The following is a 16,220-nucleotide window of genomic DNA, read 5'->3' on the forward strand; positions in this document are numbered from 1 at the left end:
CCCCCCAAAGGTATTGTAATTAGCAGGAAAAAATTTAGAAATGTTCTACACCCGTTTACGAACTACATGGAAGCTGAATTTATCAGCTCGGAAATAATTTTTTGAATAGAGCACTACTTGATCATGATCATCATAATGCAATTGCTTTAACACTAAAAGAGCTGTCTCACGTCCACAATTTAAAATCGGTGAGGCTTGTTCATGATACCCAACTGGATCAATATAGGTTACAGCATAAGCTACATGAATTTTGCCAGATTGCTCAAGTGCAGAGAACAGTGAAACTTCTTTTTTTTCGACAAAGTCAGTAGGCAGGAAGCTTGCAGGTAGCCTGTCTATGCAGTATACTACTGGCTCACCATCCGCTGTTCTGACACGTTCAATCGTGAGTATTTTATCGTCGCCATCACTTTGGAAGCGTTTTAAATCTTCCTCAGAAGGCACGTGCTCAGTCGCTTTTAAAAACCGCGAACCTGGCTCCATACCTGCTGCCTCGATCATAGAAGAAATACTAGATAGATGCTCGATGCCTGATGTAAACAACGGCTTCGGGTTGACAAAAGTCCCAACCCCATGTCGGCGCACAATCACATTTTCCTCTTCCAACAGTCGAAGTGCTTCTCTAAGTGTTGCTCGACTGACTCCTAGTGATTTCGATAATTCAAATTCTGAAGGCAGCTTTTCATTTTCTTTAAAAATGCCAGCCTCGATGTCAGATTTTAAACGATCGATAACTTGAAGATAGAGATGACGATGATCTGCTTTAATAGTCACATATATCACCACCAAAATCAGAGATCAGACATCTGATGTACAACATTCCTACTAATCGTTCATAAATATAACATTTTTGCAGAATGAAATAAACAGTTTTGAGTAAAATCTGTTATAGAATTCATTCTTTCTTTATTTTATCTGCAAATTTTTGGACATAAATACAATTACTCTCACCATTTTCAGCTTCATTTTTTGTTTAGTTATCGTATTGGTGAACAAGTACTTGACGAGGTTTACTACCCTCTGGAGGCCCAACAATACCGCGTTGTTCCATCTGATCAACAATACGTGCAGCTCTTGAATAACCAATTCGGAAGCGACGTTGAAGCATAGAGACAGATGCAGTTTGCATATTGACAACTAATTGGACCGCTTCATCATATAAATCATCTGTTTCCTCTAAAATGGTTTCTTCTTCAGTAGGAATCATCTCCTCCTGATACTGCGCTTTTTGCTGTTCTATAACAAAATGAACGACTGCTTCCACTTCTTGATCTGATAAAAAGGCACCTTGCACCCTTTTTGGCTTAGAAGCTCCAGCAGGTAAAAATAACATATCGCCTCTTCCTAGTAAACGTTCGGCTCCACCCATGTCTAAAATTGTTCTCGAATCAATTGCGGAAGAAACTGCAAAAGCAATTCTGGATGGAATATTTGCTTTAATGACACCTGTTAGAACATCTACACTTGGTCGTTGTGTGGCAATTATCAAATGAATGCCAGCAGCCCTTGCCATTTGTGCTAAACGTGTAATTGAATCCTCTACATCACTTGAAGCGACCATCATCAAATCCGCTAACTCATCTACAATAACCACAATATATGGTAGCTTTGGATGTTTCTCTTCTGTTTGTTCATTAACCTTTTGTACATGTGCATTATAACCCTCTATATTTCTTGTACCTGTATGAGAAAACAAATCGTAGCGACGTTCCATTTCAGATACCACTTTTTTCAGTGCTTGCGAAGCTTTACGTGCATCTGTTACGACAGGCGCTAATAAATGAGGAATCCCATTATAAACGTTTAATTCAACCATTTTTGGGTCAATCATCATGAGCTTCACTTCATGCGGTTTTGTACGCATTAGTATGGATACCACAATGCCATTTATACAAACACTTTTCCCACTGCCTGTAGAACCAGCTACAAGTAAATGTGGCATTTTATTGAGTTCTGCTAGTACAGCTTGTCCTGTAATATCACGGCCAAATGCTACCTGTAATAATGCTTCAGGCTTAGCACCATCCTTCGATTCCAATACCTCACGAAGTGTTACAATGGCTACCTCACTGTTTGGTACTTCAATACCAATCGCAGATTTCCCTGGAATTGGCGCTTCCATACGAATATCTTTAGCTGCTAATGCTAATGCAAGATCATCTTGCAAATTGACAATTTTGCTTACTTTCACACCGATATCAGGTAAAATTTCATATTTTGTGACAGCAGGACCTAAATGCACTTGTGTCACCTTTGCCTTTACTCCAAAGCTTTGTAACGTTTGCTCAAGCTTTTTGGCATTCGCTTGAATCACTGAATATTCACCACTTTGATCATGTTGTGGTGGTAATTGTAATAAATTATATGATGGAAGCTGATAGTCTGCATTTTCTACTGCATCTGTGCCCTGAATCTGGACATCATCTGTTGTTTCTTCTAGTTCATTTTCCAACAAGTGAGTTGTATCAAACACTTCTCTTTCCTGTGAAACATTCTGTGTAAAAGCAGAAATAATCGGCTCATGTGGTATTTCTTCTTCCTGTTCAGGCATATCTATAGATTGATTAACGGCTGCTACTTCATCTCCACTCTCTACTCTTGAACGACGATTATTTGGCTTTTTCGGTGTATTTTTTTTCTTATCACGGTGCTTTTTTTTCCATTTGCCAAATATATCTGGTGTTTTTTCTGCTAAATAAGGCACTAATGCTTTTCCAGTGACAAGAATTAATCCAATAAAGAAAATAACCCAAGCAACAACTTTTGCCCCAGAGGCTTCAAATAACACATGAAGCCCACTAAATAGTAGGGCACCAATCATCCCCCCCCCCAAAGCATTACTGCGATGGATGATACCTTCTGTATTAATCAAAATTCGCCATGATTCACGTAGCACAGAATCAGATAGTAGACCACCTGATTTGGATAGTTGTTCAAATAATATGCCATGACTAAAAATCGTTAAGCTCATAACAATGAGAAACATGCCCAGTATTAATCGATCCTTTATCCCAACTTTTTTACGACCAATCATCATTAACAATGCAACAAATATAAGCATAAATGGAACAGCAAAATGTAAATTACCTAAAAGGAACATGGCGATTGTTTGTAGAATCCGCCCGATCATGCCGTATTCAAAAATCATAATGACTGCTAGCGCAATTAAGAGCAACCCTAAAATTTCGTACATAAGCGGATGCATTTCTTTTTTTTCTGTTGTCGCCTTACTTTTAGCAACTTTTTTTCTCTTACTAACTGCCATCTATTTCACCTTCTTCTGCAATCCATTCTATATATGTAGCGAATCATCACATGTAGAACTTGATTATTTCAAAAAAAGGATTTTCCACCGCAATTGGGAGAAAATCCTTTTTCATTTATTTTTTCCTCAAAGCATATACGATGAGTTTGTTCAATTAATATTCCATAATAATAGGAATAATCATTGGGCGACGTTTTGTTTTTTGGAATAAATACGTATTTAGCGTATCTCGAATTTCTTGTTTAATATTCGTCCATTCAAAGGTTTCTTTCCCAACGTACTTTTCAATCACATTCTTCGCAATGTCAGAAGCCTCAATCATTAATTCCTCTGATTCTCGTACATAGACAAAGCCTCGTGATAAAATTTCTGGGCCAGAGGCAATTTTCTTTTGTGCTCGATTTAATGTTACCACCACAATGAAAATACCATCCTGCGATAATAATTTACGGTCACGAAGTACAATATTACCTACATCGCCTACACCAATACCGTCAATTAAGACATTACCAGCTTGTACACGACCACTCATGCGCATTTTATTATTTTTATATTCTACGATATCCCCTTTATCAGCGATAAAAATTTGGGATTTTTGCATACCAAGCTGTTGTGCTAATTTAGAGTGTGCAATTAGCATACGGTATTCTCCTTGTACAGGAATAAAATACTTTGGTTGCATTAAGTTTAGCATCAGCTTTAAATCTTCTTGACTACCATGTCCTGAAACATGAACATTTTTGCTAGAAGTCAAAATTTCAGCGCCTGCTTTTGACATAGAGTTCATTGTATTTGCCATTTGAACTTCCATGCCAGGAGAAGGTGTAAAGGTGATTAGTACCGTGTCACCTTGTTTAATTTTAATGTCACGATGGTGTTTACGGACAATTTTTTCTAAAGCATCGAGGGGTTCTCCTCTATTGCCTGTTGTAATAATGATAATTTCATCATCTTGATATTTTTGCATTTCCGATATCGGAATTATTGTATCTTCTTGAACTGTTAAATAGCCAAGCTGTACGCCTAGATCAACCGCTTTTTCCAATGGTTTACCCACAATCACAACCTTACGGAATGATTTCTGGGCTTGAGCAAATACTTGTTGAATTCGAATAAAGTTTGATGCGTAAACAGCTACTAAAATACGACCTGGTGCTGAGTGGAATGTTTTTGATAATTGTTCTTCAATGACAATCTCTGATGTCGTATATCCTGGTCGCTCAGCTTCGCAAGACTCCGATAATAGAATAAAGACGCCGTCTTCTCCTAGCTGTGCCATTTTTGCTAAATCAGGTTTAAATTTACCTGTCGCTGATTGATCGAATTTAAACTCTCCTGTATGAACAATCGCGCCTTCAGATGTATGGAACACTACCCCTAACGAATCGGGAATACTATGTGTTGTGTGGAAGAATGTTACATACGTTGAGTTAAAATTCATACGACTACGGTTTGTTACTTCAAAAAACTTCACCTGATGTGGTGCAGGTAATTCTTTTAAATGTTCCTTTGCTAATGCAATGGTTAATTTTGATCCGTACACAGGTGCCTTTATTTTTTGTAATACATAGGCAATAGACCCAATCGCGTCTTCATGACCATGTGTTAAGAAAATACCCTTCACACGTTCTTTATTTTCTTCTAAGTACGTAATGTCAGGAATCACGATATCTATACCTAGCATTTCATCTTCTGGGAACATTAAGCCGCTATCCACCACAAATAGCTCTTCATCAATTTCTACTACGTACATGGCTTTCCCAATTTCGCCTACACCACCAAGAGGGATGATGCGGATTAATTCATTTTTCTTTTTTGTCAATTTATTTCCTCCTAAAAAATATCCCGAACAGCAACCACTTAACATTTATTATACGGTTTGCAAAGCTTTTGCACAAATTAAAAATACATGTTTCACGTTGGAAATAGATTTTCCTGCTATTTGCTTATTACTAGCAGATGGAAAACAAATATTGGCTATCCTGTATAAATAGAGCTAAATAAGTATTTGTAAGGACGAGGAGTTACAAATTTTGTACATACTTTTTATTTATAAAATATAAAAAACGAGGCTGAAATGCTATCAGCCTCGCTCCTATTTATCTAAAACTTTTCGCTTTTTCTTGATACGTATCCCAAATTCGGTCAAAATTAGCTTTCTCTTCATCTGTCATTTCCATCATCGGCAAACGAACATTGAGTGTATCAAATCCTAATTTTGTCATCGCATATTTAATCGGTGAAGGGTTGGGCTGAGCGAACAGCGCACGTACTAAAGGTAATAAGGCTCTGTGAATTTGGGCTGCTAGCTTATGATTTCCTTCTTCAAACGCTTTAATCATTAATTGCATATCATTGCCTACCACATGGGCAGCTACAGAAATAACACCTGCTCCGCCAATGGCCATTAGTGGAAGTGTTAAACCATCGTCCCCACTATACACCAAGAAATCATCAGCTGGATCAACATTCTCAATAACATCACCCATCTGATCTAAGTTACCGCTCGCTTCCTTAATCCAAGCAATATTAGGAATCTTGCTTAATGCAACAGAAGTTTCATAGGCAACATTGACCCCAGTACGCCCTGGAACATTATAAAGCATAACAGGGAGACTCGTTTGTTTAGCAATGGTTTCAAAGTGAGCATAAATCCCACGTTGATTTGGCTTATTATAGTAGGGAGCTACAAGCATAATGCCGTCTGCTCCATTTTCTTCTGCCTTATGTGTCATTGCGATAGAGTAAGCTGTTTCATTATCCCCAGTACCTGCAATAACTGGTACGCGACCTGCTACTTTCTCTACTGTAAAGCGTACAACTTCAATTTTTTCTTCTGTAGACATAGTTGGGTTTTCAGAAGTCGTACCACAAGCAACAATACAATCAGTACCATTGTCTATTAAATGATTAATAATACGTTCTAGTTCTGGATAATTAATCGTGCCATCATTTTTGAACGGCGTAATCATTGCCGTTCCAATTCGACCTAAATTCATCCTTACACCCCTCTTATAGTAAGTTATCCTCAAGCATTGCTTCTGCAATTTGGATAGAGTTTAATGCGGCGCCTTTTAATAAATTGTCAGAAACGATCCATAGATGGAACCCTTTGCTGTTGTCTAAATCTTGACGGATACGTCCTACAAAAGTAGCGTCTTCCCCTTCTGCATAAATAGGCATTGGGTAAGTTTGTGTTGCAATATCATCTTGTAATACCACACCTGGTGCATTGCGTAATACTTCGAAAATCTCTTGGATTGACGCGTCTTTCTCTACCTCAATATAAACAGATTCAGAGTGACCTGAAACGACTGGCACACGAACACAAGTAGCAGCTACTTTTAGCTCTGGTGCATGCATGATTTTTTTCGTCTCATTAATCATTTTCATTTCTTCGTATGTAAATCCATTATCTGTGAATTTATCGATTTGTGGAATGACATTACGAGCAATTGGGTAATGACGTTTATCACTACCAGACGGTAAAATATTTGCTTCTACATCTTTACCTGCATCCCAGTTTTCGCTTTGTGCCTTTAATTCTTGGATCGCAGAAATCCCTGCACCTGATACTGCCTGATAAGTTGAAACAATTACTTTTGTTAAACCAAATGCATGACGAATTGGTTCAAGCGCAGCTACCATTTGAATTGTCGAGCAGTTTGGATTCGCAATAATTCCCTTATGCTTCGCTAAGTCGCCTCGATTCACTTCAGGCACGACAAGCGGTACCTCTGGATCCATACGAAAATGGCTCGTATTATCAATAACTACTGCACCACGCTTAGCTGCTTCTGGTGCAAGCACAGCTGATACTGAACCACCAGCTGAGAATAAAGCGACATTGACGCCTTCGAAAGCCTCAGGTGTCGCTTCTTCAATTGTATATGTTTCCCCATTAAATTCGATTGATTTTCCTGCTGAACGAGCAGAAGCTAGAAATTTAATATGTCCAATCGGAAATTTACGTTTAATCAACTGCTCCATCATTTTCGATCCTACTGCACCTGTTGCCCCAACAACCGCAACTGTTAACTGCTTTGTCATCTGTCATCTCTCCTTGAATACATGTTCCATAATGTGTGCTATTGTATCACAAAAATACTGAAAATTGTGTGTAATCTCTTATTTATTTGAAATATTGTATCAACAGCGGTTGTAATTGCTTTTTCTGCGTAATTGCTGCATGAACAGTATCCACCATTTGATCAAAATCAGCAATTAAAGAATTTGGTTTGGAGTGAGGGGCATCCTGACCAAAGGGAATAAAATATATATTTTTGGCATTTAACAGCTTCATAATATTTATGCCATTTAAGCCTAGTGCATCGTTTGTGGAAATACCTAAAACTACAGGCGAACCATTACGCAAAGTTGCCTTTGCTGCCATTAATACAGGGCTATCTGTTGCCGCATTAGCAAATTTACTTATGCTATTGCCTGTCATGGGGGCTATGACCATTGCATCTAATGGATTGGATGGGCCAAATGGCTCCGCCTCTTTTATAGAAGAAATAACTTTTTCTCCTGTCAAAGCTTCTATTTTGGCAATCCACTCTTCACCTGTACCAAAGCGTGTAGCTGCATGTAAAACGGAATGGGTAATGATTGGAATAACTGTTGCTCCGACATCAATAAAATTTTGGATTTTAGGTACTACATCTTCATAGGTACAATGAGAAGCAGTAATACCTAAGCCAATTCGTTTCCCCGTTAACAATTTTCTTCCTCCTCTATTGCCTTGCACAATATTGTAGCAGCATCATGTGCAAAGTATTTCCCAGGCAATGATGGCAATAGTACATACGTTTGTAATTGATCAGAATCTATATCTAAACATCCTGGCTCTGAAGCCAAGTCATATAAAACAGTTGGAACATGCTCTATAAAAGACTCTGTAATCCATTTAGCAGGAATTGTATTAATAAAAATGCCATCTGTAATAGACCATTGGCGATCATCTAAATTCGTGGCTTTATAACCATAAGCTTTTGCTTCACTCACTTGTACAACTGAACGTGCAACAATATGAACATTTGCACCCATCTTAACTAGTAAAGAGGCGAGCATTTTTGCGATGCGCCCAAAACCTGCGATTGTGAAATTTTGTCCGTAAATACATTTTTGCTCGAGTCCGTAAAACGTGGCGATAAATCCCTCTGCTGTTAATCGAGCATTTTGCCAAATAAATGATTCTTGCTGTAAATAGCAAATAGATTCATTTTTCTCTAGTAACTGCTTCCAATGCATTGTTAATCGACCTGTATAAAATTTCACTTGTGATATACCATAGAGCTGCTCAACTTCTATTTTTAATGGAAGAATAGGTAGTACAATTTTATTGGGCTGGAATTCTAAAACAAGTTTATTTAACTCTTCGTTCCATACGGTCGTTCTTTTATAAAACACTGTTCTCGATGGACTTCTTAGCATTGTAGCTAGTTCCTTTAACCGGGAGTCCTCACCGATAACAAGCCATTTTTCGTTTTCCAAAAGCTCACCTCACTGTAAATATTCTGACTGTACTGTAGATGTCTTATTAAATAAAATACGATCTTCACCAATTAAAATAATTTCGTGCCAAGGTATCATTTCACTAACTTTCATTTTCTTTTTTTGGAATGGTAGTTTATCTTTCACAATTTCAAAGCCATGTATTTTCCCTGTTTGCACATCTAATAGGCATTCTGTATGTGCCAGGATGCCAAAATGTACGCCACCCTCAATTTGAATTAACTCCTTATCCACCATCTCAGATAGTAGCATGCCTCATCTCCCTCCTTGAGCCGTTACCTCAATATATGCCGAGTTTTTGCAAATCGTGACCCCTACCAAAAGTACGAATATGTTGCATTTTCATCACCAACTGTATATAGTGTGTATATACAGTAATAAGAGGTGATGATTTGTGCATATCCATTTAAGTAATGCGAGTGAAAAACCTATTTATGAGCAAATCACCATACAGCTCAAAGAGGCTATTTTGGCTAATAAATTACAGGCAGGTGACGCACTACCGTCTATCCGCGCTCTAGCAAAGGATTTAAAAATAAGTGTGATGACCACTAAACGGGCTTATGCTGATTTAGAGCGAGACGGTTTCATTGAAACAGTCGCTGGTAAAGGGAGCTTTGTCACAGAACGAAATCAAGACTTTCTACGTGAGGAGCTATTACGGCAGGTAGAGGGGCATTTGCAAAGAGCAGCAAAAATAGCGAAAACCGCTGGACTTTCTGGTGAAGAATTACAAGAACTACTATCTTTAATGTTAGAGGAGGATAAGTAATATGAATGCCATTGAAATTCATGATCTACATAAGGGCTTTGAAGGCTTTTTTCTTAAAGATATAAGTTTTTCCGTCCCTCAAGGCACGGTAATGGGTTTTGTTGGAGAAAACGGGGCTGGCAAATCAACAACGATAAAATGCATGCTGAATTTAATAAAAAAAGAATATGGCGAAATTTTGCTATTTGGCAAAGATCATGTCGAACACGAACTATCGATAAAAAACGACATCGGCGTTGTATTTGACGATTTACATGTACCAGAAACGCTAAATGCGACGCAACTCGACAAAATCATGAGCAAAGTATTTCAAACATGGGATTCAGGCTATTATTTTGAAAGGTTAGCTCAATTTAAGGTGCCAAAGAGGAAGAAGATTAAGGAACTATCACGAGGGATGAGGATGAAGCTATCGATCGCCTTAGCATTGGCACATCATCCAAAACTATTGATTTTAGATGAGCCCACAAGTGGATTAGACCCTATTATTCGGGATGAAATTTTGGATTTATTTTTAGCATTTATGCAGGATGAAACGCACAGCATTTTATTTTCTTCTCATATTACAAGCGACTTAGAAAAAATTGCTGACTATATTACGTTAATTCATAATGGTGAAATTTTATTTAGCGAGAGTAAAGATGCTCTTTTATATGAATATGGTATTTTCAAAGGAAATAGTGAGGAAGTAAACGACTTACCGAAGCATGCTATTCTGAGAACCCGTCCTGGTACGTTTGGAATAGAAGCATTAGTGCTGAAAAAGGAAGTTAATGAGGCTTTCAGACTTGAAAGACCTTCTATAGAAGATATCATGCTATTTTTTGTGAAAGGTAGTGTTTGAATATGGTAGGACTTATCTTAAAAGATTTAATGACCATTCAACGTCAAATGAAAGCACAAGCATTTGTTCTTGTATTTCTTCTTGTGATGGCGATATTTATGCAGCAAAGCTCAATGCTCCTAGCTATTATTGTCTTTATTGTTACGATACAAGCGATAACTGCGCTTAGCTACGATGAACAAAGTAAGTGGGATAAATATGCGAATACTTTACCAATTTCTAAAGCGGATATTGTTTTTAGTAAATATATACTTAGTGTGATGTTAATGATTATCGGCCTTGTTATGGCTTTACCTATCATATTTTTTATCAATTTCTTTACCAATAACGAAATCACTTCAGAATTTTTCCTAACGTTTAATTTGATTGTAACATTGGCGCTCTGTTCGTTAGCCGTGTTACTACCTATCTATATTAAATTTGGCTCTATTAAAGGAAGGATCGTCCTAATTGCGCTATGTTTTATCCCTGGCTTCTTAACAGGGATGTTTAAAGAATATATTCCTGATATGCCCCAAATCCTTTTATATTTAAAGCAATATGTCTATTTAACACCTTTTGGCGGACTTTTACTGCTATGCCTCTCCTCTCTAGTTTCTACAGCTATTTATAAAAGAAAAGAGTTTTAGGAGGAATCTCATGCGGGCACTATTGTTACAAAGAATTGTCGTACAAAAATGGACTATTCTTTTTGCAATGATTATATGTTTACTTTTTAATTTTGTTCACATACCTTTTGTAGATAGTCCTTCCATTGGATTATTTGTTGTCGTTATTTCTGCCAACCTCGTAGATATTTATATAGAGGCGATCGTCAAGTAAAGTGGAACGTGTATGTCAATACTCTACCACTTTCAAAGAAGACACAATTGCAATCCGATTTTCTATTTTGCTATGGTCTTATTTCGTTACTCTTTATTGTCCTAGCGCCAACGTATTTCTCACAACCTGAAGCCTCTGAAAATTTTATAGAGCATTTAGCTATGTACTTTGCTTATATAAGTAGCGCCTCTTTCCTCATCTGTAGTCAATTTTATATTCAGCATCTTGAGGAAACAGAGGGAATGCGAACAGTTAGAATGCTTACAGCTGTTGTGCTTATCATTCTGCTAAATTTTGTTATTCATTACTATTTATCACTAGTAGCAGCAAATTTAATTATCTTGTTCATACCAACACTGGTTAGTATCCTCATCAGTTTTATTGTGTTTTACAAATGTCTTTATTTATATATGGCAAAGGAGATTTACTAAACAGTCATCAAAAAATAGGCTACTTTATTTGGCTGCTTATTTTTAATCGTATTGAATAACAAAACAGTTAATTAAAAAGGAAATGGATTTCCGTTGCAGGCTACTTGCTTTCCTTGGGTATGCGCAGAGCTGCCTCTTCGTTTAGAGATTGGTCTGTCTCGTGAAGTACCTTCCACGCCAGCCCAAAGTGTTACCTTTTTAGCAAATGTATGCACTACTCATTATGGAGGGCTGCTGTCACTTATCCAAATTGAAAATAATAGGCTATTTTGCTAATGATGATAAACGAATAGAAAAGGAGAACTTTGAAAATAATCAAAGTTCTCCTTTTATAGGTATCAATATAATAAGAAATTCGTTATAGCCTGGAAAAAATGCTATCCTTATTAAAATATTTTTATTCGCTAGGACCAATGATTGAGATAGCTGGTTCTGCTTTTAAAATTTTAGCAATCAGTCGATCTACTGACTCCATCGATACAGCATCTATCGATTTAAGAACCTCGTCTACTGTTCGATGCTTACGATGGACAAGTTCACTTGTTCCATTACGATTCATACGCGCACCTGTCCCTTCTAACCCAAGGACAAAGCTACCTTTAAGCTGCTCTTTCGCATTATCAAGCTCCTCCTCTGTCACACCACCCGCTACAATATCTAATAAAGTGGCATCGATCGTGTGCTGAAGCTGCGCTAATTGCTGTCGACTAGTACTACCATAAATCGTAAAAGCACCTACATCGGCATAACACGATTGATAGGAAAAAATTGAATAGGCAAGCCCACGCTCTTCTCGTACTTCCTGAAACAAGCGAGAGCTCATGTTACCTCCAATAATATTGTTAAGCGCAATAAAGCTATACATATCTGGGTCTTTTACACCGATTGCTGGATATGAAATCGCGACATGTGCCTGCTCTGTATCGCGTATTTTAGTAATTTCCCCTGGATAAAATGAAGGATTTGTCAGGACAGGCGCCATAGCATATGGTGAAGGTTGATAGTGTCCAAATAAATCTTCAATCGTTTGCATAAGCTGAGATGAAATATTACCTGCAATCGAAATAACAACGGACTCTGGCCCATAATGTTTATCCATATAATGTCGTATAGCATCTGCTGTAAATGTCTTTAACGTAGCAGCTGTGCCTAGTATTGGACGACCGAGTGCATCATTCGGATACATGACGCCCCACAGCTTCTCATGAACATCATCATCAGGAGCATCTTCGCTCATTAATATTTCTTCTAATACTACTTGTCGCTCTTTTTCTAATTCTTCTTCCGCAAATGTAGAATTGAAAAACATATCTGCTAGTATTGTGACCGCAAGCTCCGCATGATGATCTAAAACTTTAGCATAGTAACATGTATTTTCTTTCGATGTGAAGGCATTTAGCTCTCCTCCGATTCGATCAAATTCTTCAGCGATTTGACGAGCTGAGCGAGTTGCTGTTCCTTTAAACAACATATGCTCAATAAAATGTGTGATACCATTCTCTTCAGGTAGCTCGTAGCGAGAGCCCGCATTCACAAAGATTCCTAATGCAACCGATCTCACATGATCAATTTGCTCTGATACAATACGAACACCATTCTGACATGTATGTACTTGAACCAAACTATCTCCCCCAATTATAAAAATCCTCTACTATTCTTCTTGCTACTATCGAAAAAGGCTGCGCAATTTACGCAGCCTTTTGATCGATATTATTTTTCTTGTTCAGCGCGCTCTTTTTCCTCTTGAATTACTACTTTGCGAGATAAATTCACACGACCTTGCTTGTCGATTTCAATCACTTTCACAAGTAATTGATCGCCAAGTTTTAAGACGTCCTCCACTTGCTTCGTACGTTCCTCTTGAATTTCAGAAATGTGAAGCAAGCCATCTTTCCCTGGGAAGATTTCACAAAAGGCTCCGAATTTTTCAATACGCTTCACTGTTGCTAAGTAGTATTCTCCTACTTTTGCTTCACGTACGATATCTTCAATAATTTGTTTTGCACGTGCATTCATTGCTTCATCAGCAGAAGAAATATAGATTGTACCATCTTGCTCTGTATCAATCTTAACGCCCGTTTCTTCAATAATTTTGTTAATTTGTTTACCACCTGGTCCAATTACATCGCGAATTTTATCAGGATTTATTTTTACAATAACAATTTTTGGTGCAAACTCAGATAATTGCTTACGTGGCTCTGCCAGTGTAGCAAGCATTGATTCTAGAATATGCATACGTCCAACTTTTGCTTGTGTTAGTGCTTCTTCTAAAATATTGCGAGATAAGCCATCAATTTTAATGTCCATTTGTAGCGCTGTTACACCTTTAGCTGTACCTGCAACTTTAAAGTCCATATCGCCTAAATGGTCTTCCATTCCTTGAATGTCCGTTAAAATAGAATAGTGCTCGCCCTTTTTAATAAGACCCATAGCAATACCTGCCACTGGTGCTTTTAATGGAACACCTGCATCCATCATGGCTAAAGTAGATGCACAAATAGAAGCTTGAGAAGTTGATCCGTTTGATTCAAGTACTTCTGATACACAACGAATTGTATAAGGGAAGACCGATTCATCAGGAATTACTGCTTCAAGTGCACGCTCACCTAACGCACCATGACCAATTTCACGACGACCTGGCCCACGGATTGGTCCTGTTTCCCCTACAGAAAATTGCGGGAAGTTATAATGGTGCATAAAGCGTTTTGACTCTTCCACACCTAAACCGTCAATAATTTGTACATCACCAAGCGCACCTAAAGTACAAATAGAAAGTGCCTGTGTTTGTCCACGTGTAAATAGACCTGAACCATGCGTACGTTGTAATAAGCCTGTTTCAGAAGAAAGTGGTCGGATTTCGTCGAGCTTACGACCATCTGGACGAATCTTATCTTCCGTGATTTGACGGCGTACTTCTTCTTTTACCATCTTATCAAGAATTGTATACACTTGTTTCATTGTTTCGTCATCTGCTTCTTGCTCTTCATAGGAAGCGATAACTCGATCTTTAACAGCTTGGATTGCCTCATCACGTGCATGTTTCTCAGCCGTTTGAATTGCATCATGCATATCAGTCTCACAAGCTGCTTTTATATCGGCTTGAATCGCTTCGTCAATTTCAAATAGTGTCACTGGTAACTTTTCTTTACCAACCTCTGCCACAATCTGCTCTTGGAAAGCAATGATTTTTTTGATTTCTTCATGACCGAACATAATCGCTTCTAACATAATTTCCTCTGGTACTTCAAGCGCACCCGCTTCAACCATGTTAATAGCATCTTTGTTCCCTGCTACAGATAAATGAATTGTTGAGCGATTCGATTGCTCTACTGTCGGGTTGACAATGAATTCTCCATCAATATAACCAACTTGTACACCTGCTATTGGCCCATCAAATGGAATATCAGAGATCGCTAATGCTAGTGATGAACCAACCATTGCTGCCATTTCAGATGTACAGTCAGGATCATTTGACATAACCATAGAAATAACTTGTACTTCATTACGGAAACCATCCGGGAACATCGGACGAATCGGACGGTCGATTAAACGGCTTGCTAAAATCGCCTTTTCAGATGGACGTCCTTCACGCTTAATAAAGCCGCCAGGAATTTTACCCGCAGCATATAGACGCTCTTCATAGTTTACTGTTAATGGGAAGAAATCAAGTGGTTTAGGTGATTTTGACATTGTTGCTGTAGCAAGTACAGAAGTATCGCCATAGCGTACTAATGCGGCTCCGTTTGCTTGTTTTGCTAACTGTCCTACTTCAATTACAAGTGGACGGCCAGCCCATTCATAGGAATAGACTTTCTTTTCGTTCATTCAATGAACCCCTCTCTATTATAAAAACACTTACTTCGTCTGTATGTACTAATAGTAAGTGTACCAAAAATGCTTGTTCTATGCTAAATAATATTTCATGAAATAATCATACATTTAAATTCAGTTATTGCCAATTTATTTAAGATTTATTTCTTTATTTTATCGAAAAAGCATTTTTGGTATATGGATTTTTTTATATTGATTCCTTCTTGACGAAAAGTAATGTATGTAAATGGAAATAACTGCTTCGCTAACATTAGTTTTTCACGTACAAGTTTAAACAATAGACTTATTATAACATGGAGCTTATCATACAACATCTTATAAGGTAAAAGAAAGTCGAATCAGCTAGAAAAGTTAGTAGCTTGGTAAATAATAGTCGGGTTATACAAAGTGTTGAAACACAAATGTTAACTTTTTAGCAAAGGTTTTTAAATAAAGTGAAGGTTTTCACTACTCATTTTATGGAAGCTGTTGTCACGCATCAATTCTCCACCGTGAAAATAGGAGCCCATCCTCTCTACTACTACAGATAATGGGCTATTTTGTTCACTACTAGTATGAAAGAGGAAAAGACACTTTTGCAGAATGGTTAGCCAGCTTCTTTCCTAGGGGATTTAGCGGTTCATTGGACGCCCCCTGGAAAGGACGCAGGTGGAACAGAAATCACCACCTCTCCTTGCAAAAAGATCTCTTCTGCTAGTGACGTGTTCTTTTTTCAACAATATGAATACCCCACCCATA

General features: G+C 37.8%; 15 protein-coding genes. 5 read left to right on the forward strand and 10 right to left on the reverse strand.

The window, feature by feature from the left end:
• Nucleotides 1–45: 45 nt before the first annotated feature.
• The 8 genes from V1L66_RS17255 to V1L66_RS17290 form a co-directional block, all read right to left on the reverse strand.
• Nucleotides 46–774, reverse strand: coding sequence for a GntR family transcriptional regulator (locus tag V1L66_RS17255; RefSeq protein ID WP_036080379.1), 729 nt, complete (start codon nt 772–774; stop codon nt 46–48).
• Between the two features lie 199 nt (nt 775–973).
• Nucleotides 974–3,265, reverse strand: coding sequence for a DNA translocase FtsK (locus V1L66_RS17260; protein WP_036080382.1), 2,292 nt, complete (start codon nt 3,263–3,265; stop codon nt 974–976).
• Between the two features lie 154 nt (nt 3,266–3,419).
• Nucleotides 3,420–5,087, reverse strand: a complete 1,668-nt coding sequence (locus V1L66_RS17265; protein ID WP_312123987.1) for a ribonuclease J — start codon at nt 5,085–5,087, stop codon at nt 3,420–3,422.
• A 277-nt stretch (nt 5,088–5,364) separates the two neighbouring features.
• On the reverse strand, nt 5,365–6,264 hold the full coding sequence (gene dapA, locus V1L66_RS17270) for a 4-hydroxy-tetrahydrodipicolinate synthase (protein ID WP_048391545.1): 900 nt from the start codon (nt 6,262–6,264) through the stop codon (nt 5,365–5,367).
• A 13-nt stretch (nt 6,265–6,277) separates the two neighbouring features.
• Nucleotides 6,278–7,315, reverse strand: coding sequence for an aspartate-semialdehyde dehydrogenase (locus V1L66_RS17275; RefSeq protein WP_048391546.1), 1,038 nt, complete (start codon nt 7,313–7,315; stop codon nt 6,278–6,280).
• A gap of 82 nt (nt 7,316–7,397) precedes the next feature.
• Nucleotides 7,398–7,988, reverse strand: a complete 591-nt coding sequence (locus V1L66_RS17280) for a dipicolinate synthase subunit B (RefSeq protein ID WP_312123988.1) — start codon at nt 7,986–7,988, stop codon at nt 7,398–7,400.
• Nucleotides 7,982–8,761: an NAD(P)-dependent oxidoreductase gene (locus V1L66_RS17285; RefSeq protein ID WP_004224963.1), complete on the reverse strand. Its 780-nt coding sequence runs from the start codon at nt 8,759–8,761 to the stop codon at nt 7,982–7,984. Before V1L66_RS17285 ends, V1L66_RS17280 begins: the two co-directional genes overlap by 7 nt.
• Before the next feature lie 9 nt (nt 8,762–8,770).
• Nucleotides 8,771–9,034, reverse strand: a complete 264-nt coding sequence (locus V1L66_RS17290) for a hypothetical protein (RefSeq protein WP_004224966.1) — start codon at nt 9,032–9,034, stop codon at nt 8,771–8,773.
• A 142-nt stretch (nt 9,035–9,176) separates the two neighbouring features.
• Between V1L66_RS17290 and V1L66_RS17295 the strand changes: the two genes are divergently transcribed.
• From V1L66_RS17295 to V1L66_RS17315, 5 genes are read left to right on the forward strand one after another with little or no spacing between them, the layout of a single operon-like run.
• Complete coding sequence (locus V1L66_RS17295) at nt 9,177–9,554, forward strand: GntR family transcriptional regulator (RefSeq protein ID WP_016992820.1); 378 nt, start codon at nt 9,177–9,179, stop codon at nt 9,552–9,554.
• A gap of 1 nt (nt 9,555) precedes the next feature.
• Nucleotides 9,556–10,398, forward strand: a complete 843-nt coding sequence (locus tag V1L66_RS17300) for an ABC transporter ATP-binding protein (RefSeq protein ID WP_333006460.1) — start codon at nt 9,556–9,558, stop codon at nt 10,396–10,398.
• Nucleotides 10,399–10,400: 2 nt separating this feature from the next.
• On the forward strand, nt 10,401–11,027 hold the full coding sequence (locus tag V1L66_RS17305; RefSeq protein WP_333006459.1) for an ABC-2 transporter permease: 627 nt from the start codon (nt 10,401–10,403) through the stop codon (nt 11,025–11,027).
• Between the two features lie 10 nt (nt 11,028–11,037).
• On the forward strand, nt 11,038–11,220 hold the full coding sequence (locus V1L66_RS17310) for a hypothetical protein (RefSeq protein ID WP_258859542.1): 183 nt from the start codon (nt 11,038–11,040) through the stop codon (nt 11,218–11,220).
• An 8-nt stretch (nt 11,221–11,228) separates the two neighbouring features.
• Nucleotides 11,229–11,651, forward strand: coding sequence for a hypothetical protein (locus tag V1L66_RS17315; protein ID WP_409072230.1), 423 nt, complete (start codon nt 11,229–11,231; stop codon nt 11,649–11,651).
• 397 nt (nt 11,652–12,048) lie between these two features.
• Here V1L66_RS17315 and V1L66_RS17320 read toward each other — a convergent pair whose 3' ends face one another.
• Nucleotides 12,049–13,272: a pitrilysin family protein gene (locus V1L66_RS17320; RefSeq protein ID WP_016992816.1), complete on the reverse strand. Its 1,224-nt coding sequence runs from the start codon at nt 13,270–13,272 to the stop codon at nt 12,049–12,051.
• An 89-nt stretch (nt 13,273–13,361) separates the two neighbouring features.
• A complete protein-coding gene (pnp, locus tag V1L66_RS17325; protein ID WP_036080410.1) occupies nt 13,362–15,476 on the reverse strand; it encodes a polyribonucleotide nucleotidyltransferase in 2,115 nt (704 codons plus the stop codon).
• Between the last annotated feature and the right edge of the window lie 744 nt (nt 15,477–16,220).

Origin of the sequence: Lysinibacillus sp. IITD104, from assembly GCF_036698265.2 — a bacterium.
Classification (GTDB): Bacteria; Bacillota; Bacilli; order Bacillales_A; family Planococcaceae; genus Lysinibacillus; species Lysinibacillus boronitolerans.

Excerpts from the sequence above, each read along its gene's own strand:
- V1L66_RS17260 (WP_036080382.1), bottom strand. The coding sequence starts at position 3,265 with ATGGCAGTTAGTAAGAGAAAAAAAGTTGCTAAAAGTAAGGCGACAACA.
- V1L66_RS17300 (WP_333006460.1), top strand. The coding sequence starts at position 9,556 with ATGAATGCCATTGAAATTCATGATCTACATAAGGGCTTTGAAGGCTTT.
- V1L66_RS17290 (WP_004224966.1), bottom strand. The coding sequence starts at position 9,034 with ATGCTACTATCTGAGATGGTGGATAAGGAGTTAATTCAAATTGAGGGT.
- V1L66_RS17305 (WP_333006459.1), top strand. The coding sequence starts at position 10,401 with ATGGTAGGACTTATCTTAAAAGATTTAATGACCATTCAACGTCAAATG.
- pnp (WP_036080410.1), bottom strand. The coding sequence starts at position 15,476 with ATGAACGAAAAGAAAGTCTATTCCTATGAATGGGCTGGCCGTCCACTT.
- V1L66_RS17275 (WP_048391546.1), bottom strand. The coding sequence starts at position 7,315 with ATGACAAAGCAGTTAACAGTTGCGGTTGTTGGGGCAACAGGTGCAGTA.
- dapA (WP_048391545.1), bottom strand. The coding sequence starts at position 6,264 with ATGAATTTAGGTCGAATTGGAACGGCAATGATTACGCCGTTCAAAAAT.
- V1L66_RS17310 (WP_258859542.1), top strand. The coding sequence starts at position 11,038 with ATGCGGGCACTATTGTTACAAAGAATTGTCGTACAAAAATGGACTATT.